The organism is Sphingobacterium nematocida, assembly GCF_900168125.1.
GTDB classification, from domain to species: domain Bacteria; phylum Bacteroidota; class Bacteroidia; order Sphingobacteriales; family Sphingobacteriaceae; genus Sphingobacterium; species Sphingobacterium nematocida.
This window is the reverse complement of record NZ_FUZF01000002.1, coordinates 56,464-75,031: the sequence shown is the minus strand read 5'-3', so window position 1 is coordinate 75,031 and position 18,568 is coordinate 56,464. Positions and strand designations below refer to the sequence as shown.

Genomic DNA, 18,568 nt, shown 5'->3' with positions numbered 1-18,568 from the left:
TATATGACTTGATTTTCAGCTGCCATATGGAATATCCAAATTATATTCATTCGTGTTTGTGCGGTTTTGCTACATGAATATTTCATAACACAAAAATATACAAACCAATCAAGATAACCATAGCCCCCACATAACCGTAATAAACCTTGTTTTTTTTAATTAGGTATTCGTGAATGCCAAGCATTTTGTCTAAGTTTGTTACTGGTTCAAAACAGATTATTTAGTATGCCTTACAAAGAACGCGAAATCAACAAATTGTATTATACAATGGGCGAAGTAACCCAGATGTTTGACGTGAACGCCTCTCAAATCCGTTTTTATGAACGTGAATTTGATATTCTTCAACCCAAAAAGAATAAAAAGGGAAATAGGTTATTTACACAAAATGACATTGCTAATCTTAAAATCATCTTCAACTTAGTCAAAGAGAAAGGCTATACCCTACAAGGTGCTAGAGACTATTTACGCACGAATAAGACAGAAGCAAAAGAGAACCAACGTGTTATTGATTCTCTAGAGCGATTGAAATCTTTTTTAATGGAAGTAAGAGATAGTTTATGATTTGTCCATAAACTCCAATACTTTATTCACCATATCGGTACTACCTAATATAGCTGGCACACGCTGGTGAAGTTCCTCTGGTATAATTTCCAGTATCCTTTGCGTCCCAGTGGTCGCCTTTCCTCCCGCTTGTTCTATAATAAAAGCAATTGGATTACATTCATACATCAATCTTAACTTACCTTTAGGCTGTAACGATGTCTGGGGATAGATAAAAACTCCTCCCAAGAGAAGATTTCTATGAATATCTGCAACCATAGACCCGATATATCTCGATGTATAGGGGCGGTTGCTTGCGGCATCTTCCTCCTGACAGTATTTGATATAATTCTTGACACCTTGTGGAAACTTCAGATAGTTCCCTTCATTCACCGAATAAATATGTCCTTGGGTAGGAATCTTCATATTTGGGTGTGATAGACAAAACTCACCTATAGAAGGATCCAATGTAAATCCATTAACTCCTTTACCTGTTGTATACACTAACATCGTTGACGAGCCATAGATGATGTAACCGGCTGCCACCTGACGTAGGCCTGTCTGTAATAAGTCTTCCTGAGTCAAAGCCTCACCTACCTGGCTGATACGTCGATATATCGAGAAGATAGTCCCCACGGAGACATTCACCTCTATATTCGAACTACCATCCAAAGGATCTATACAAACAATATACTTCGCATTTTTAGAAACTCCAGCGTCCGTCAGCTCTACCCCTTCTTCTTGTTCTTCAGAAGCTACGAAGCAACACTCTCCTCCGTCCTTTAGCGCTGCTATAAATTGTTCATCGGCATAAACGTCTAGCTTTTTTTGATTCTCTCCAAATACGTTGGTATTGTTTCCAACTGTACCTAAAATATCGACCAATCCAGCTTTGTTGACCTCACGGTTGACAATCTTAGCTGCGATTCCAATGTCACGCAACAAGCGGGATAACTCTCCTTTTGCATAAGGAAAATCCGTTTGTTTTTCAATAATAAACTGACCTAAAGTTTTTAAGGATTTCATAATTTATTTTTATAAAAAACAAAAATATGAAAATATTTACCGATTAAACAACTCTATTATTTCCAAATTCTCAATTTTACCCAAATTAAGCTCAAACCGCATCAAGGTACGCACTTTATGCCAGCCTTGTTTTCCTGCTGCACCCGGGTTTAAATGCAATAGAGACAGCTTTGGATCATATTGAACCTTTAAAATATGAGAATGTCCGCAAATAAATAATTTGGGAGGTTTTTCTAGAATTGTTGGTTTGACTGCTGCGGCATACCTCCCAGGGTACCCTCCGATATGTGTCATCCAAACATCCACGCCTTCACAGTCGAAACGTAAGTGCTCTGGGCATTCTACCCGAACATCTTTTCCATCTATATTACCATAGACACCTCTAAAAGGTTTAAACGATTTCAACTGATCTATAATAGCTACATTGCCAAAATCACCTGCATGCCAGACCTCATTACAATTTTCAAAATGCTTGAAGACGGCTTCGTCCAAGTAACTGTGTGTATCGGATAAGAGACCTATCTTCATAATATATTTCTATTGATCCTCAAATTATCAAAAAGCCAGAAAAAACGGCTTTAGAACCGACCTATAATCCTTTGAATAAATCCCCTTCTGATGGTAAATCACAAAGTTACTACATTGTTTGTTGTCATTTTCTGATTTGCTAAAAGTCAAAACTTTACGGATAATCTCTGTATCGCTAAACGACTGCACATTTACCGTTCTGGTTAGTATTAGTTCTTCCGAATCCGTATAAACTTTTATCTCATCACTCAGATCCGCAGGCAAAATGAGCTGTAATGTACCCCCTTCTACCAACCGTTCTTTGGAGAATCGTATTAATCGTTTAAAAAAATCCAGATCGGTATGACGGGCTAACCGCTTTCGTTGATCCGGATTATGAAGTGTATTTATATAAAAGGGTGGATTACTCACAATAAGATCATATCTATTGCTTGGTTCCAGAGTTTCGAAATCACCACAATAAGCAGTCATACGATCAGCAAACTGTGATTTTAGAAAATTTTCTTCGCTCCTAAAAAATGCTACTTCATCGATATCTATAGCATCCACGAGAGCTTCTGGAAAACGTTGTGCCAACATCATTGCTATCACGCCCGTCCCCGAACCAACATCAAGGATCCGAACGGGGCACGCTGCTTCTACTAATGACCCTAATAAAACCCCATCCGTGTTGATCTTCATCGCACAGCCCTCTTGGTTCACCTCAAACTCTTTAAACTTAAACACCGATCCCATAGACTGCAAAAGTTACCCCTGAATATGTACTATCTAATTTTTCAACAACCGCTGTATCTCATCCAATTTCATAAGTGCCTCTACTGGAGTCAACGTATTGACATCCAAATTATTCAACATATCCCTTATTTTCTCCAAGATAGGATCATCGATGGCAAACATTTGTAACTGATATGCCTGCTTTTGGATTTTCCGCATACTGTCTTTAATTTTTTCTCCTCCTGTACGCTCCTGCTCTAATCTCTTCAGAATCTCATTGGCCCGACCAATTAATCTTGGAGGCATCCCGGCCAACTTGGCGACATGTATACCAAAACTATGTTCAGAACCACCTGGCACCAGTTTACGTAAAAAGATTACTTTATTATTTACCTCCTTGACAGATACGTTAAAGTTTTTGATCCGAGGCATAGATGTACTAAGCTCATTCAATTCATGATAATGCGTAGCAAATAGCGTCTTAGCTCGTGTGGATGGGTGTGTATGTAAAAACTCGGCAATAGCCCAAGCAATAGAGATACCATCGTAAGTACTAGTCCCTCTTCCTATTTCATCCAACAAAATTAAACTGCGGTCAGATAGATTGTTCATAATACTCGCGGTCTCATTCATCTCCACCATAAAAGTAGACTCTCCTGATGTGATGTTATCAGAGGCTCCTACACGAGTAAAAATTTTATCTACCAGCCCAATATGCGCTTCCTTCGCTGGCACAAAACTTCCAATCTGAGCCATCAGAACGATTAAGCCAGTCTGTCGTAATAATGCTGACTTACCCGCCATATTGGGTCCCGTTATAATGATGATCTGCTGTGTCTCTGGGTCCAAGTAGGTGTCATTTGTTATATAATCTTCCCCTACAGGAAGATTACGTTCGATCACAGGATGACGCCCACCTTTAATATCTAGAATCTTAGTATCGCTGATCTCCGGCTTAATGTAATAGTTTTTCTCTGCAATGACCGCAAAATTGAGCAAGACATCCAATTTAGCAATCAACTGTGCATTCAGCTGTATAGGCTTTATGTATTCACTTATGGCTATTAGTAATTCGCCATAAATACGGTTTTCAATAGCCTGTATTTTCTCTTCAGCTCCTAAAATCTGTTCTTCGTATTCTTTAAGTTCTTCCGTAATGTATCGTTCGGCATTTACCAGAGTCTGTTTTCGTATCCAAGATGTCGGAACTTTGTCTTTGTGTGTGTTTGTTACCTCTAAGTAGTAACCAAATACATTATTAAAAGCTATCTTTAAGGATGGAATACCGGTAGCTTCAGATTCACGTCGTTGTATTTCCAGCAAGTAGCCCTTGCCGCCAAAGGCAACTTTACGTAATTTATCCAGATCTTCATCAATGCCATCCGCAATAACGTTCCCTTTATTTAACGCAACGGGTGGCTCAGCCTGAATTGTTTTCTCTATTTTGTCCCTAATAATAGAGCAGGGATTCAACTGTTCCGAAATCATAGATAAAGATTCGGATGCGTCAATATTAGTCAGGGTCTTTAATTTCTCTACAGCATATAGAGAACGCTTAAGCTGAGATATTTCTCGTGGATTTGCCTTTTGCAACCCGATCTTACTGATCAATCTTTCCAAGTCCCCGACCTGCTTAATCTCGCGTACCAGTTCATCGCGCAATTCCCGATTTTGATAAAAATAGTCAACAACATTCAGCCGTTCCTGTATCGATTTTTTATCTTTTAATGGCATTACAATCCAACGTTTCAACAAACGAGCCCCCATCGGTGACGCGGTTTCATCTAATACATCGGATAGCGTAATAGCGTTTTCATTTGCCGAACCGATAAGTTCTAAATTACGAATCGTAAAACGATCCAACCACATATATCGATCTTCCTCAATCCGAGCAATATGTGTGATATGTTGTAAGTTACGGTGTTCAGTTTCATTTAGGTAGTGCAAGGAGACTCCGGCAGCAATTATCCCAGTAGGCATGCGATCGATCCCAAATCCTTTCAATGACTTTACCTCAAAATGTCTCAACAAACTTTCCTCGGCATAATCGCCAGTATACGGCCACTCTTCCAGCGAGTAGGTATAATACTGACTACCAAATTGCGAAACAAATTCTTTAGCCTGCTTACGGGGCATAATCACTTCGGTAGGTTTAAACCCCTGCAGTAACTTGTCGATATAATTGGCATTTCCCTGTGCTACCAAGAACTCTCCGGTCGAAATATCTAAAAAAGAAATTCCAATCGAGCTTTTGTCCATATAGACAGAGGCTAGGTAATTATTGGATTTTTGCTGTACGATATTGTCGTTGTAAGATACCCCCGGTGTGACAAGCTCTGTCACCCCTCTCTTAACGATTGTTTTCGTCTGTTTAGGGTCTTCTAGCTGATCACATATCGCTACCCTTTGTCCCGCACGCACTAATTTCGGCAAGTAAGTTTCAAGAGAATGATGCGGAAAACCAGCTAACGCAGTCTCGGATTCGGAACCATTTCCACGCTTAGTTAAGACAATACCTAATATACCGGAAGCTTTGATCGCATCCTCGCCAAAAGTTTCATAAAAATCACCTACACGGAATAGTAATAATGCACCAGGATACTTCGTCTTAATACTATTGTATTGCTGCATTAGAGGGGTTTCTTTCTTTGCCTTTGCCAATGGGAATCTTTTTTTGTTGAGGTGTAAAAATAAGAGAATTGTGGGGATTTGGCAAGGTCTCTGTTTTTATTTAGGTTTGCATCGAAATTCAGTTTAGGTCATGGCAATAAAACGCAACAACTACAAAAAGAAGAAAACAGTTCCAGTACAATGGAAGGCACAACTAAAAAAATGGTCGATCCGTATTATCGGAGGTTTTTTTGTCCTGACCATTTTCTGGGTACTGTGTCTTAAATTTATAAATCCCCCTATTACCTATCTGATGATAAAAAGAGGCTTTCAATGGCAGTCCGAAGGTAAAGGCTTTAAAATAGAAAAAGCTTGGCTGCCTTATGATGAGATATCAAACAATTTAAAAAGAGCAGCCCTAGCCGGCGAAGATGCACATTTTATGACTCACAATGGATTTGACACCAATGCCATCAAACAGGCCCTAGAAAAAAATAAATCCGGGAAACCCTTACGCGGCGGAAGCACGATTAGTCAGCAAGTCGCAAAAAATGTATTTCTATGGCCAGAACGTTCTTGGCTAAGAAAAGGTCTTGAGACTTATTTTACATTTCTCATCGAGATCCTATGGAGTAAAAAACGTATCCTCGAAGTCTACCTTAATGTTATTGAAATGGGACAAGGTGTCTATGGGGCAGAAGCCGCGTCGCATTATTACTACAACAAATCAGCTAAAAGCTTAACAAAGAAGGAAGCCGCTTTAATTATCGCAATTCTTCCAAATCCTAGACAATGGGATGCGCGACGTCCGTCGAACTACGTCAACTCAAGGGCAAACAGTATTGTACGTTACTTGGGGCATTACGACATACCCGAATAAAGGTATTCAACTAAGATGCACAGCTAGTGAATGAATCAACCTCTGGTTAATAGATTTAATAAATGACACAAACAGGCTTTTGCACAGATATCATTGAAGAATCCACCGCATGAAGCGTACCCTTTTTAGGATTGCGTTTGAAAACGGTTATCGCATTGCTTACCTGATTCGTTACAAACACCCACTTGCCACTTTTCGAAATATTTAAATTTCGAGGAGAGATCCCCGCCGTAGAACTAACATCTTTGACGCGTAAAGATTTATCTTTTAGCACGTCATAACAGACTATCACATTGGCATCGCCTCGGTTTGTAGCGTACACGTACCTTCCATCTCCTGAGATTTTAATATCAGCGGCACCATGCTCACCCACAAAACCTGTTTTATAGATAGGCAGTGTCTGTGTGTTTTTCCATTCTCCATCTTTCTGTTGGAATACAGCCAACTCTCCAGTCAATTCTAATACAGAATAAATAGTCTTTGCATCAGCAGCAACCACAACATGTCTGGGTCCCCCTCCTTTTTTCACCGAAATCACATCCATGCGATGCAACGTAAATCGCCCGGCCTTCTCTTTTACTTCATACACATAAATCAAATCTGCACCTAAATCAGATACAAAAAGTCTTTTCCCATCCTTTGAAAAAAAAGCGGAATGAATATGCGATTTTGACTGTCTTTCTGTATTGACACTACTCCCTTCAAACTGAATAAAATCCTCCTGTTGATTCAGTCTTCCATCTTCCTTAATAGAGAATAATATAAGAGAGCCTCCAGAGTAATTGGATACTGCAAGAACAGGCAAATTTGGGCTAATAGCAACATGACAAGGATGTGCGCCTTTTGTAGGTAGTTGATTTAAAAGAGTTCCCGTTTGCAAATCCACCGCTGAAATCGTTCCTTCATTATCCTCATTCACAGCATATAATACCTGTCCATTTTTTACCAAAAAAGATGGGTTGCTCATTTTCAAGGTTGACTTAAAGCTTGTACGTCCGTTAGACTCGTCAAACTCATAGCACTGCACGCCATCACTTCCTCCTTTTCCAGTATACGTGCCTACGTAAAGAGTTGTCTTCTGTGCTACAGCCGTGGAAAACAAACCAACAGTTAATAAACTAGTCATAAATGATACTATCTTCTTCAAATCAAACATATTTCAGTCAAGTTAAAATTCGTTAAAAACCATGTTTACGCTCACCAAAAAGCTATATTCGTAAAAAAACATCAGACAAAGCTGGAATATAAAACCTTAGAATGATTATTCAGGTGAAAAATACAACTTTTACAAATTATTCTGATATTTTTGTAAACAAATATTGAGCTACAATCAAACATGAAAAAAATCTTAGGGATACTCCTTATTCTATCGACATACTTCTCACCTGTCATTGGACAAGATAAACTAGTAGACCGCGTAATATCGACCGTAGGGTCAAGTCATATATTACAGTCGGATCTGGAATTGGAGTACACGCAGTTTCTAGCACAAGGAAACCCTCCTAACGACAAAATAAAATGTTATATACTTCAGCAATTGTTAACACAAAAGCTACTGGCGCAACAAGCCGTAATTGACTCGGTCGAAGTCTCAGAAAGTGAAATCGACGATCAGTTGAATTTCCGTATCCGCTCGATGATTCAAAAAGCTGGTGGCAAGGAGCGATTGGAAGAATTTTTAAACCGGTCTATCCTACAACACAAAGAAGAAATGCGCCCAGCTGTAGCCGAGCAATTAAAAGGAAACAAAATGCAGGGACAATTGGTTTCTAAAGTAGATGTAACACCTCAAGAGGTAAAAAAATATTTCCAAGGTCTAAATGCAGACAGCTTGCCTTATTTCAATACAGAGATTGAATATGCGCAATTGGTTATCAACCCTGTTTTGACGAAAGAAGAAAAAGAACAGTTCCGCACAAAAGCTGAAGGATATCGCAAGCAGATACTAGATGGTTCAGATTTCGGAACCATTGCGCGTTTTCACTCTGAAGATGGCTCTGCTCCATATGGTGGGGAATTAGGCTTCAACACGCGGGATGCTTGGGTAAAGGAATTTTCAGCACAAGCATTTAGACTAAAAGCGGGAGAAATATCCCCTGTATTCGAAACACAATTTGGATTCCATTTTCTTCAGGTTCTAGAAAGACGTGGGGAAGAGGTAAATGTGCGTCATATTCTTGTTAAGAGTAAACCTACTCAGGCTGCACTCAACCGTGCTAAAGGCAAAATAGATAGTATTTACAATCTTATTGTTGACTTAAAGAAAATGAACTTCAATACCGCAGCATCGATATATTCGGATGATAAAGAAACCAAATATAATGGCGGTGTAGTAACCAATATGGAAGATCGTTCTACTTTAATACCAGTCGATCAATTAGATGATGTCGCGGTATTTAATGCAATAGACCCACTAAAAGAGGGCGATATTTCTAAAGCTACTTTGTATACAGATAAAAGAACTGGCGAAACATCTTACCGCATATATTATCTTAAATCAAGAATAGCTCCCCATAAAGCGAACTTGGATCAGGACTTTGCCAAGATCAAAGAAGCTGCACGTCAGGACAAAGTAAACCGTACCCTGAGTGAATGGTTTGAATCCCGAAGAGAAACAACTTACATTGATATAAATCCAGAGTTCATGTCATGTGATGAACTAAAAGTCTGGATCAACGATAAAGACAAAATTGCTAAAGGCAATTAAAAAAAGAAGGGGAAAGTTAAACTTTCCCCTTCTTTTTTTAATAATTTATTAGATCTTATCGCTCAAACAACATCTCTAGAATAACCCGCCATTGATAATCATCTTTTAGCTGCCATACCCGTATGTAGTTAAACTTAACATCCTTTTCTTTGGAATGAACCATTGCAGTACCCAAAGAATATGCAAACTCTCCGCTATAAGCCCTCCCCACATCAGTAGGTTCTGTGACGATGTCTATCCGTTGTTTCTTGAGAAAAGACAATACATTCTTCTTGCCTGAAATTTCTTCTTGCCAAGGGTAATAAAAACGAACGTCATCAGCTAGAAACTCGGAGTAAGCGGTCTCATTATTTGCTTTCAGCACCGTAGAGAACAGTTTATCCGTAGACATAACGACATCTTCTCGCTGTTGAAGACGCACCTTCGAGCGGTGTTTGAGATACCAAGAATCATCTGGTTCGTGGTACCACATTTCTTTAGCCGCGTTCTTACCATAATTCTCCACTTCGGCCCGTAACTCAACTTTCCAGTCTCCTTTTTTACCACGCTTCCAAATGGTCAAGTATTGACCATTGCGCTTTACTGCTCCGACCTTTTGGAATTCCATCTTACCAGAAGTGACACCCCATTCCAAGCTCTTCGAAACAACAGCAAAATTAGGATCCCAAGACAATACGTCCGGAATATTTGGTCGATTATTTAGGTAGTTAAATGCGTTTACAGCCGAAGGCACATAAAAGACGGACTCCTTATCTATAATTGAAGAAAATGCCGCATGGGGAGATTGTGTTCTAGAAATAGTGGCCGCATTTCTATCGGCTGCTATCAAGCCTCCCACCTTGTCCGGCAATTGGGCAAACAATACCTGCGCCGGCAACATCAAACAACTAAGGGATATGCTGGTTAAAAACCTATTATACTTCATTTAAAACAATTTGAACCTACAATATCAAATCTTATTCCAAAGTGTTCCTTCTTTACTATCTTTCAACTGAATTCCAATTGCAGACAGTTCCTGCCGAATACGATCAGAGGTGGTAAAATCTTTATTTTGCTTAGCTTCATTTCGAAGATTAATCACCAACTCCATCAAGTCATCCATGCTCTCACTATCGCCAGCAATCTGATCATCTTTCAACCCCATGATATCAAATACAAACTCTTGCATCAGTTGCTTAATGGAATCCAACGTCTGTGCGTTAACCTGTTGTTTGCCATCATAAATAGAATTAATAAGGCGAACAGCATCAAAAAGCTCAGCTATTAATATCGGACTGTTAAAATCATCATCCATTGCAGCATGACAACGCTTCCGCAGCTCGTCCAGATCCACGTCTATCTTCGTCTTACCGACTGGCGTAATTTTATCCAATAGCGCTATAGCGGACATTAGTCTTTTGTATCCCTTTTCCGCAGCATCTAGCGCCTCATTTGAAAAGTCCAATGTGCTTCTATAATGTGCTTGTAACATAAAGAAACGAACAGCCATTGGAGAATATCCCTTTTCAAGAAGGGGATGATTGCCTGTAAATAATTCGCCGGGTAGAAATCCATTTCCTGCTGATTTGGACATACGTGCTCCATTTACCGTCAACATATTCGTATGCATCCAATATTTAGCCGGCTGAACATGATTACAAGCTTCGGATTGCGCGATTTCATTGGTATGATGTGTCGCTGCTAGGTCCATCCCCCCACCATGTATATCAAATTGATCTCCTAGGTATTTGCGACTCATCGCCGAACATTCAATATGCCAACCCGGAAACCCCACACTCCATGGTGCAGGCCATCTCATAATGTGCTCGGGTTTGGCCTTGATCCATAACGCAAAATCCAATCGGCCACGCTTCTCGTCCTGCCCCCCCAGTTCACGGGTATTATTTAACATATCCTCCAAATTACGGTTGGTCAGAACCGTATAGTTATGCGCTTTGACATACTTATCCACATCAAAATACACCGTTCCATTTACTTCATAAGCATATCCATTATCGATGATCTGCTTCACCATCTCAATCTGTTCGGATATATGCCCCGTTGCAGTTGGCTCTATACTTGGTGGCAAGGTATTGAACATCCGCAATACATCGTGGAATCCGAGCGTATATTTCTGCACAATCTCCATCGGTTCCAATTGCTCAAGCTTGGCCTTCTTCGCGAATTTATCATCACCCTCATCATTATCACCCTCCAAGTGCCCTGCATCAGTGATATTACGTACGTAACGTACTTTATAACCTAAATGCAAAAGGTACCGAAAGATCAGGTCAAAGGACACGAAAGTTCTACAATTTCCCAAATGTACATCCGAGTAGACAGTAGGTCCACATACATACATACCGACAAGATTAGGATGAATAGGTTCAAACTTTTCCTTTTTGCGCGTAAGGGTATTGTATACCGCTAGATTGTGTTGCATATAGAACAGATAATATATGGAGTGATCTAATTATTTTTGTCTGAAATACACTTGAATAGGAACACCACTAAAATCAAAGTGTTCCCGTAATTTGTTTTCTACAAAACGTTTGTAAGGTTCTTTGATATATTGAGGCAAGTTACAGAAAAAAGCAAACATCGGACTACGACCTGGCAACTGTGTTGCATACTTGATCTTAATATATTTCCCTTTGATCGCTGGAGGAGGATAGTTCTCTATAATTTCCAACATCACATCATTCAATTTAGACGTAGGGATTTTCTTTGTTTTATTCTGGAAGACCTCCATTGCTTTTTCCACAACTCTAAAAATACGTTGCTTCTCTGTAACAGAAGTAAACAAGATAGGCACATCTGTAAACGGAGCGATCTTCTCTTTAATTCTAGCCTCGAATTCTTTCATCGTCTTGTGGTCTTTTTCGATGGTATCCCATTTATTTACCACAATAAGAATTCCTTTTTTATTCTTCTCTGCTAAATGAAAGATATTAATATCCTGTCCTTCTATCCCATCGTTAGCATCCAACATCAAAACGACAACATCGGAATCCTCCAAAGCTTTGATCGTCCGCATGACCGAATAAAATTCAATATCTTCGCTTACCTTACTTTTACGTCGAAGTCCAGCTGTGTCTATCAATAAAAACTCATGTCCAAACTGATTGTAGTGAATTCGGATAGAATCCCTTGTAGTACCCGCAACATCTGTAACAATATTTCTATCTACTCCCAGCAATGCGTTGGTCATAGATGACTTCCCTACATTAGGGCGACCTACAATTGCAACTTTAGGTAGTGGTGTATCTTCTTCTTCTTCTTCCTCCGGAAAATTAGAAACGACTGCATCCAACAGTTCTCCAGTACCAGAACCCGTAGCCGAAGACACATTATAGATTTCACCCAGACCAAAAGCGTAAAACTCTGCTGAATCATGATGTAATTTGGCATGATCCACCTTATTAGCGACAACATATACTGGTTTGGAGGTACGGCGTAATAGGTCCGCTATCTCATCATCTAAATCCGTAATTCCTGTCGTCACATCTACCATAAATATAATAACCGAAGCTTCTTCGATAGCAATATGGACCTGGTCGCGTATAGCTTCTTCAAAAACATCGTCGGACCCGTGGACAAAACCACCAGTATCGATTACAGTAAATTTTTTACCGATCCAATCTGCCACTTCATAATGACGGTCGCGTGTCACGCCGCTAAAATCATCTACTATCGCTTTGCGACTCTCCGTCAAGCGGTTAAACAAGGTCGACTTCCCTACGTTGGGGCGACCTACAATTGCAACAATGTTTGCCATATCTTATATATTTTTTTCTCGCGCGTTACCCTCTCGGCAACTAATCTTTTATTAAACAATAAATAGAAGCGACAAAGTTACGTAAAATCACTGGTATTATTCTTTTCTATACCGCATTAAAACATAGAGCTCCGCAGGAAACCAGCGGAGCTCTAATTGAAGTAATTTGATCTTTAAAGACTAATTAACTTGTTGGGTTTTGCGTCAACGGCCCTGGGTACGTGTTAATTGCAGATTGTGGAATAAAATATATAACCCTAAAATCTGTCGGATTCACTATTTCAAACTGCTTATGAGGCCCTGGATATTGGCGAGTCAACTCCTTGCCATTTCTAAACACATCATAACTACGTTCAGCTTGATAAGCCAATTCCAACTGACGCTCTTTATCTATTCGCGCACTCGCGTTACTTGCATCAAGGGATGCGTAGCCACCACCTACAATGGATCTCGTACGGATAATATTCAGATCCGTCAATGCTGCCCCATAATTATTTAATTTTGCATAAGCCTCGGCACGATTTAAATAAACCTCACCCAAACGGCTGATAACCGGAGAGTGCAGGTGCGTATCTTCTCCTTCACGCGAGCATTTCGTTATATAGAATTGAGGGTAAACACGGTTTAAAGAAATAAAATTATCAATTACACCTGTGTAGGTCTTCCCATCTTTATATTTTATAGAGTAAATCTCTTGTGACGCGTCCACCACTGTTAGGGTATAAGTATCGTCTCCATCTTTACACGTAATGGTATTCCCGCTACGTGTAATATTAGCCTGAACATAGTTTAATATATTTACACCATCCTCCTTAATAAAACGAAAAACTTCCCTATAATTATTAGTAGTTGCATCCTTTGCATAAGTAGGTTCGATAAAACTTGCACGTGCATCTACCATTTTATATTTCGCAGGTCGCCAATCATTACGCCCTGTCTCGTTCAATAAATCAATATATTTCGCGCTAGCATACATCTCTCCCCAGCCCATACCACCTATATTCGCATACATCCCACCTACACCGTAGTAGTGATCATAACCTGAAAACTCAGAAGCTACCCGCTTGATGGCAAATATCGTTTCGTTATTGTTTTCCGGCGTAAATGTATTATACTTCATAAAGTCAGCACGTGACAATAGGCTGTATTTTCCAGAACCAATTACTTTATCTGCATAATCAACTGCCAACTGCGCATACTCTTTGTTAGGATTATCATATGTACCACTCATATACAGATACACTCGGGACAACATCGCTTGGGCAGCTTCCTTGCTAGCCTTAATATGATTTTCTCCGTCGGCAATCAACTCTTCTGCCCGCTTCAAGTCCGCTATAATCTGTTCGTAAGTAACCTTTACCGTAGAACGGTCTGGGAGCGTCATATCCAATACATTATCTGGTGTACCATTTACAATCGGCACCCCTAAATTCGTTTCTGGACTTTGATAATAAGGTCTTCCATAAGCGCGTACTAAATAAAAGTACAGCATCCCACGAATATAGTAACATTCGCCCAGCTTACTATCAATTTCAGGGCTTTGTCCTTCTTTAATCATCTTTATGATGTTTGAAGACTGTGCAATCGCTTTATAACTCGCATCCCAAAACTGAGACAAACGTCCATTGTTAGGCGTACGGGCATAGGATATAAATTCATAGAAAGCATCTGTAGAAGATCCCCGAATCATCATATTATCCCCCGCATACTCGCCAGCTCTATGCATAGGATCCGACCAAGACTTCAACTGGGCATAGGTTCCATTCATAAGCCCTTCTAAAACACCCTCAGGATCTTTTACAATAGTTTCTGAATCCATTTCGCCATATGGTAAACGCTCTATATCACAAGACGCAAAGCTGGCTGAGACCAATAATGCTATAAATATCTTTTTCATATTTTTTTCTTCTTTTTAAAATGAAACATTAAGTCCAAACATATATTTGCGTGTAGCAGGATATACTGCTGGTCCTGTCGACGACAACACGGATCCATCATTTGCAGGAAGTTCTGGATCAACTCCCGAATAATTTGTCAAAACAAATAAATTCTCACCCGAGAAGAACAAACGCACATTTTTCATTCCATACTGATTCAACTTCAAATTATAGCCTAAAGTCAACGAACGTAAGCGTAAAAAATCGTTTTTCTCAATATAACGTGAAGACACCTGATTTCCCTTATCCTGATTATTATAACTCGCTACAGGATGTGTCGCTATATCTCCTGGTTTCTCCCAACGCTTCCAACCATCCATTAATCTCATCTGGTTACGATCGGTATAAGTTCCATCTGAATCATATTCTTGACGGGAATAATTGTAGAAATGTCCGCCTATAGAATAACCAAACGTCGCGCCTAAGTCAAATTGCTTATATTGCACTGCAGTAGAAAAACCGCCAAACAACTTCGGTGAGGATTTCCCAAGCTTTTCGTTCGTTGCTTTAGAGTAGTCCGAAGTAGTTTCTCTGGATGTTTCTGTACCATCAGCATCTCTCTTCACAATATACCACATTGGCTTCCCATTCTCTGGATTGACCCCCGCCCATTCCTTCATATAATACGTATCCACAGATCGACCTGGCTCTAACACATATTGGGCAGACCCCGCGATGTTAGCCCCATCTCCAATAAAGAGAGGTTTTGTAGAATAAGAACCATCCGCATTTCTTGTCGGAATTAAGTCAACTAACTTATTAACATTATGTCCTAGATTAACGTCTAAACTCCACAACCAATCATTTGTACGGATTATATCTCCCCCAATAGACAATTCAATCCCTTTATTATTCATCGCTCCAATATTCTGATAGATAGCGCCTACTCCAGTCATTAGACTGATGGTACGATCGTACAAAATATCATCCGACTTTTTATTATAATAATCAAAAGTCGTACGGATGCGGTTATTCAAAAATGTCGCATCGAACCCCAGACCAGTTGTCATTGTTTTTTCCCAAGTCAGGTCTTTATTCCCAATTCTGAAAATCAATGCACCAGGATTTTCATCATAACCCGCAGAAACAGAATATAGATTATATTGTGGATAAAGTCGACTAGGTCTATTTCCACTAGAACCGTAAGAAGCTCTCAGCTTTAAGGTATTTACCCAAGGTGCATTAAACCAACTTTCATTATGCATATTCCAGCCCCCACTAAAAGAGAAGAAATTACCATATTTTGCATTATCTCCGAAATTAGAAGCTCCATCACGACGCAACGACGCTTCTACCAAATAGCGATTATCGTACGTGTAGTTCGCTTTTGACAAAACAGACTGCATTGCCCATTCCTCAATTTTACCTTTTGTTCTTTCAGGTTTGCTGACCACGTCTAAAATTTCAAACCCTGGAATAAAACCGGTACCATAAACATCTAAACTCTTAGACCAATAGTCGTTAAACTCGTATCCTCCGACAGCAAACACGGTGTGCTTTCCCCAAGACTTATTCACTGTCAACATCTGATTCGTATAACGTCTAGCCACTTCACCTCTATAATCTGTAATCCGACCTTGAACACTCAACCCACCATTGGATCTAGGATCGGTATAACCGGCACTGGCATCATTTATATAGCGATAATTATTCACGGAATTAAAGGTCAACCAATCCGTCAATTTCACGACAAAGTCCAAATTACCCATTAATTCATACTTGACACCAGAGGAATGATCCCATTGCAAATCGTACAAATAATTAGTACTTGCACTATTCACCCAGTTGCTCGAACGATGCGGCTCCAAGTTACCATTTGCATCATAAGGGCTATCCCAAGGCAGATTAGAATACATAGCTCCTACAGAATACTCACGATTTTCCACACCACGGCGTGAGCCAACAATTGAAGGTTTAATTGTCAACCAATCAAATGGCTTATATTCCTGATTAAGGCGAACATTATATCTTTTATAATCATACCCTTTTACCGCCCCTTTTTCATCATACATCCCTACGGATAAATAAGAACGTAACTTTTCCGTTCCACTGGAAACAGAAATATTATGATTTTGTACAAACCCATTTTGAGTTGCTAAATCCCACCAATCAAAATTACTATTTCGTAATTCTTCATTCCAACGGGGGAACTTTATTGTATTTGCATTTGAAAAGGAAGCATAGTAATCGTAAAGCTCTTGACCATTCATCACTTGTAGATTACCATTTGTCAACTGATTAAAACCCATTCTTGTGGAGAGCGTAATATCTGATGTTCCTGATTTCGCACGTTTCGTCGTCACAACGACCACCCCATTCGCACCTTGTGAACCGTAGATCGCAGTAGAAGCGGCATCTTTCAATACTGTCATTGTCTCAATATCATCGGGATTCAAATCCCCAGCACCAAATCCCACAATAACACCATCAATGACCCATATTGGATTCTTATTCCCTCCTAGGGTTGCTTGCCCACGAATCACAACAGCACCACCTGATCCCGGACGTCCAGAACCTGGAGCCACAAAAGCTCCGGAGACTTTACCGTTCAACATATTCTCTACGTTGGGCGTAGTGACATCACGAAGTTTCTCTCCAGAAACAACCTGCAACGCTCCAGTCAGACTTTCTTTTTTCTGCACACCGTAGCCTACAATCACAACTTCTTCTAATGCTTCACTAGATTCTAACAATGTAATCAGAATCGTTCCACCCACAATTTTCTGTTCTACCTTCTCGTGGCCGACCGCCGTGACAATCAAAGTCTGTCCCGTTACCGCCGAGATAGAAAAATTACCATCCTGATCGGAAGAAGTTGTCAACGTTGAATTCTCTTTCACTGTAATTGTTGCACCACTTACAGGACCTGCACTGGAAGTTATCTTACCAGTAATCTTTTGCTGTCCTTCCTCAACACGAATACTTAGCTCTGCGGCAAAGGCATTTGCTCGGGTCGAACCAGGTGTTATGAGAGCCAACATTAAAGCCGATGTAATTGGATAGAATCCAGCTACAAAAAAAGGCTTTGAAAAACATTTTTTCATAAATTTTAATTTAAGGTACTCGGTAAACTAGTCAGATACCACAATCTAGTTTTATGGCTCCAAATTAACTTAATGTTACAGGATTAAGAACTCTACATTAACATCAAACGTTTGCGTAAATTAGACAATCGTTTGCATTAACAACCAAAAAGTTACAGCAACAAAACTGCGGATAAATCCATTTAAGACAATTATTTATTGATAAATGATAAAACTAGTTCCAAAACGAACTTTAGATGTGACCGCCAAAAAAAGCCTAGTCTTCCGATTAAGCTTTTTTTTTGGTAATGGCGACCAGATTCGAACTGATGCCCATCAGATAAAGGATTAGAGTCGGAATTACAACACCATCTTCCTTACGTAAACCCCTGCTCAATAACCTTAAAACAAGAAAGCCCAATCTCTCGATTGGGCTTCTTTTAGTAGCGGGGACCAGACTCGAACTGATGTCCGCCAGCTGGCGGATTAGAGCCCGAATCAATAAGACTCCTTATATACACTCGTCCTCGAGAACTTTTCAATTCCTTTTCACGTTGCATAGCACTTGGTTTATCACAATAAACTTCATTAGAGTTCCCAAGGCCTAAAACGAATAGTCCAACCTTTTTTTGCTAACTCATTATGGCTTTTTAACCTAGATTCTAAATCACTAGTGAATCCGATATAGATCTTATCATAAGCAGGAGAATAAAGCACGTAAACTGTAAACATAACGCTATTAAATTAAGAAAGCCCAATCTCTCGATTGGGCTTCTTTTAGTAGCGGGGACCAGACTCGAACTGATGACCTTCGGGTTATGAGCCCGACGAGCTACCACTGCTCCA

14 protein-coding genes are annotated in these 18,568 nt (G+C 39.8%); 3 read left to right on the top strand and 11 right to left on the bottom strand.

Going from position 1 to position 18,568, the window contains the following annotated elements; all coding sequences use genetic code 11:
* The first annotated feature begins 225 nt into the window (after positions 1-225).
* Entirely contained in the window at positions 226-561 is a 336-nt protein-coding gene (locus B5X76_RS02515) for a MerR family transcriptional regulator (protein ID WP_079640921.1), read from the top strand.
* On the opposite strand, the gene fbp is transcribed toward B5X76_RS02515, so the two are convergent.
* Genes fbp through mutS form a run of 4 tightly spaced genes read right to left on the bottom strand, consistent with a single transcriptional unit; the run spans position 556 to position 5,469 of the window.
* A complete protein-coding gene (fbp, locus tag B5X76_RS02510) occupies positions 556-1,566 on the bottom strand; it encodes a class 1 fructose-bisphosphatase (RefSeq protein ID WP_079640919.1) in 1,011 nt (336 codons plus the stop codon). The genes B5X76_RS02515 and fbp overlap by 6 nt on opposite strands.
* Before the next feature lie 36 nt (positions 1,567-1,602).
* On the bottom strand, positions 1,603-2,097 hold the full coding sequence (locus B5X76_RS02505) for a metallophosphoesterase family protein (RefSeq protein ID WP_079640917.1): 495 nt from the start codon (positions 2,095-2,097) through the stop codon (positions 1,603-1,605).
* Positions 2,098-2,121: 24 nt separating this feature from the next.
* The gene (locus B5X76_RS02500; protein ID WP_079640915.1) at positions 2,122-2,829 is read right to left on the bottom strand and encodes a tRNA1(Val) (adenine(37)-N6)-methyltransferase; all 708 of its coding nucleotides are present in this window, start codon (positions 2,827-2,829) and stop codon (positions 2,122-2,124) included.
* A gap of 33 nt (positions 2,830-2,862) precedes the next feature.
* Entirely contained in the window at positions 2,863-5,469 is a 2,607-nt protein-coding gene (gene mutS, locus B5X76_RS02495) for a DNA mismatch repair protein MutS (RefSeq protein ID WP_079640913.1), read from the bottom strand.
* Between the two features lie 100 nt (positions 5,470-5,569).
* Between mutS and mtgA the strand changes: the two genes are divergently transcribed.
* Positions 5,570-6,298 (top strand): monofunctional biosynthetic peptidoglycan transglycosylase, encoded by a 729-nt coding sequence (mtgA, locus tag B5X76_RS02490; protein ID WP_079640911.1) that lies wholly within the window; start codon positions 5,570-5,572, stop codon positions 6,296-6,298.
* Between the two features lie 55 nt (positions 6,299-6,353).
* On the opposite strand, the gene B5X76_RS02485 is transcribed toward mtgA, so the two are convergent.
* On the bottom strand, positions 6,354-7,424 hold the full coding sequence (locus tag B5X76_RS02485; protein ID WP_176140971.1) for a lactonase family protein: 1,071 nt from the start codon (positions 7,422-7,424) through the stop codon (positions 6,354-6,356).
* Positions 7,425-7,634: 210 nt separating this feature from the next.
* Between B5X76_RS02485 and B5X76_RS02480 the strand changes: the two genes are divergently transcribed.
* Positions 7,635-9,005, top strand: coding sequence for a peptidylprolyl isomerase (locus tag B5X76_RS02480; protein ID WP_079640907.1), 1,371 nt, complete (start codon positions 7,635-7,637; stop codon positions 9,003-9,005).
* 55 nt (positions 9,006-9,060) lie between these two features.
* Here B5X76_RS02480 and B5X76_RS02475 read toward each other — a convergent pair whose 3' ends face one another.
* The 6 genes from B5X76_RS02475 to B5X76_RS22215 all read right to left on the bottom strand — a co-directional run bounded on the left by B5X76_RS02475 (position 9,061) and on the right by B5X76_RS22215 (position 18,454).
* Positions 9,061-9,930 (bottom strand): DUF4440 domain-containing protein, encoded by an 870-nt coding sequence (locus tag B5X76_RS02475; RefSeq protein WP_079640905.1) that lies wholly within the window; start codon positions 9,928-9,930, stop codon positions 9,061-9,063.
* Positions 9,931-9,954: 24 nt separating this feature from the next.
* Positions 9,955-11,427, bottom strand: a complete 1,473-nt coding sequence (gene cysS, locus B5X76_RS02470) for a cysteine--tRNA ligase (protein WP_079640903.1) — start codon at positions 11,425-11,427, stop codon at positions 9,955-9,957.
* Between the two features lie 30 nt (positions 11,428-11,457).
* Positions 11,458-12,762, bottom strand: a complete 1,305-nt coding sequence (gene der, locus B5X76_RS02465) for a ribosome biogenesis GTPase Der (protein ID WP_079640901.1) — start codon at positions 12,760-12,762, stop codon at positions 11,458-11,460.
* Between the two features lie 184 nt (positions 12,763-12,946).
* Positions 12,947-14,659: a RagB/SusD family nutrient uptake outer membrane protein gene (locus tag B5X76_RS02460; protein ID WP_079640899.1), complete on the bottom strand. Its 1,713-nt coding sequence runs from the start codon at positions 14,657-14,659 to the stop codon at positions 12,947-12,949.
* A 15-nt stretch (positions 14,660-14,674) separates the two neighbouring features.
* On the bottom strand, positions 14,675-17,743 hold the full coding sequence (locus B5X76_RS02455; RefSeq protein ID WP_079640897.1) for a SusC/RagA family TonB-linked outer membrane protein: 3,069 nt from the start codon (positions 17,741-17,743) through the stop codon (positions 14,675-14,677).
* A gap of 567 nt (positions 17,744-18,310) precedes the next feature.
* A complete protein-coding gene (locus B5X76_RS22215) occupies positions 18,311-18,454 on the bottom strand; it encodes a GIY-YIG nuclease family protein (protein ID WP_245800917.1) in 144 nt (47 codons plus the stop codon).
* Positions 18,455-18,568 lie beyond the last annotated feature (114 nt).

What these genes read in the sequence shown, in the direction of transcription:
- B5X76_RS02475 (WP_079640905.1), bottom strand. Translation starts at nt 9,930, where the DNA reads ATGAAGTATAATAGGTTTTTAACCAGCATATCCCTTAGTTGTTTGATG.
- B5X76_RS22215 (WP_245800917.1), bottom strand. Translation starts at nt 18,454, where the DNA reads ATGTTTACAGTTTACGTGCTTTATTCTCCTGCTTATGATAAGATCTAT.
- mtgA (WP_079640911.1), top strand. Translation starts at nt 5,570, where the DNA reads ATGGCAATAAAACGCAACAACTACAAAAAGAAGAAAACAGTTCCAGTA.
- B5X76_RS02515 (WP_079640921.1), top strand. Translation starts at nt 226, where the DNA reads ATGCCTTACAAAGAACGCGAAATCAACAAATTGTATTATACAATGGGC.
- B5X76_RS02485 (WP_176140971.1), bottom strand. Translation starts at nt 7,424, where the DNA reads ATGACTAGTTTATTAACTGTTGGTTTGTTTTCCACGGCTGTAGCACAG.
- cysS (WP_079640903.1), bottom strand. Translation starts at nt 11,427, where the DNA reads ATGCAACACAATCTAGCGGTATACAATACCCTTACGCGCAAAAAGGAA.
- B5X76_RS02480 (WP_079640907.1), top strand. Translation starts at nt 7,635, where the DNA reads ATGAAAAAAATCTTAGGGATACTCCTTATTCTATCGACATACTTCTCA.
- fbp (WP_079640919.1), bottom strand. Translation starts at nt 1,566, where the DNA reads ATGAAATCCTTAAAAACTTTAGGTCAGTTTATTATTGAAAAACAAACG.
- B5X76_RS02460 (WP_079640899.1), bottom strand. Translation starts at nt 14,659, where the DNA reads ATGAAAAAGATATTTATAGCATTATTGGTCTCAGCCAGCTTTGCGTCT.
- der (WP_079640901.1), bottom strand. Translation starts at nt 12,762, where the DNA reads ATGGCAAACATTGTTGCAATTGTAGGTCGCCCCAACGTAGGGAAGTCG.
- B5X76_RS02500 (WP_079640915.1), bottom strand. Translation starts at nt 2,829, where the DNA reads ATGGGATCGGTGTTTAAGTTTAAAGAGTTTGAGGTGAACCAAGAGGGC.
- B5X76_RS02455 (WP_079640897.1), bottom strand. Translation starts at nt 17,743, where the DNA reads ATGAAAAAATGTTTTTCAAAGCCTTTTTTTGTAGCTGGATTCTATCCA.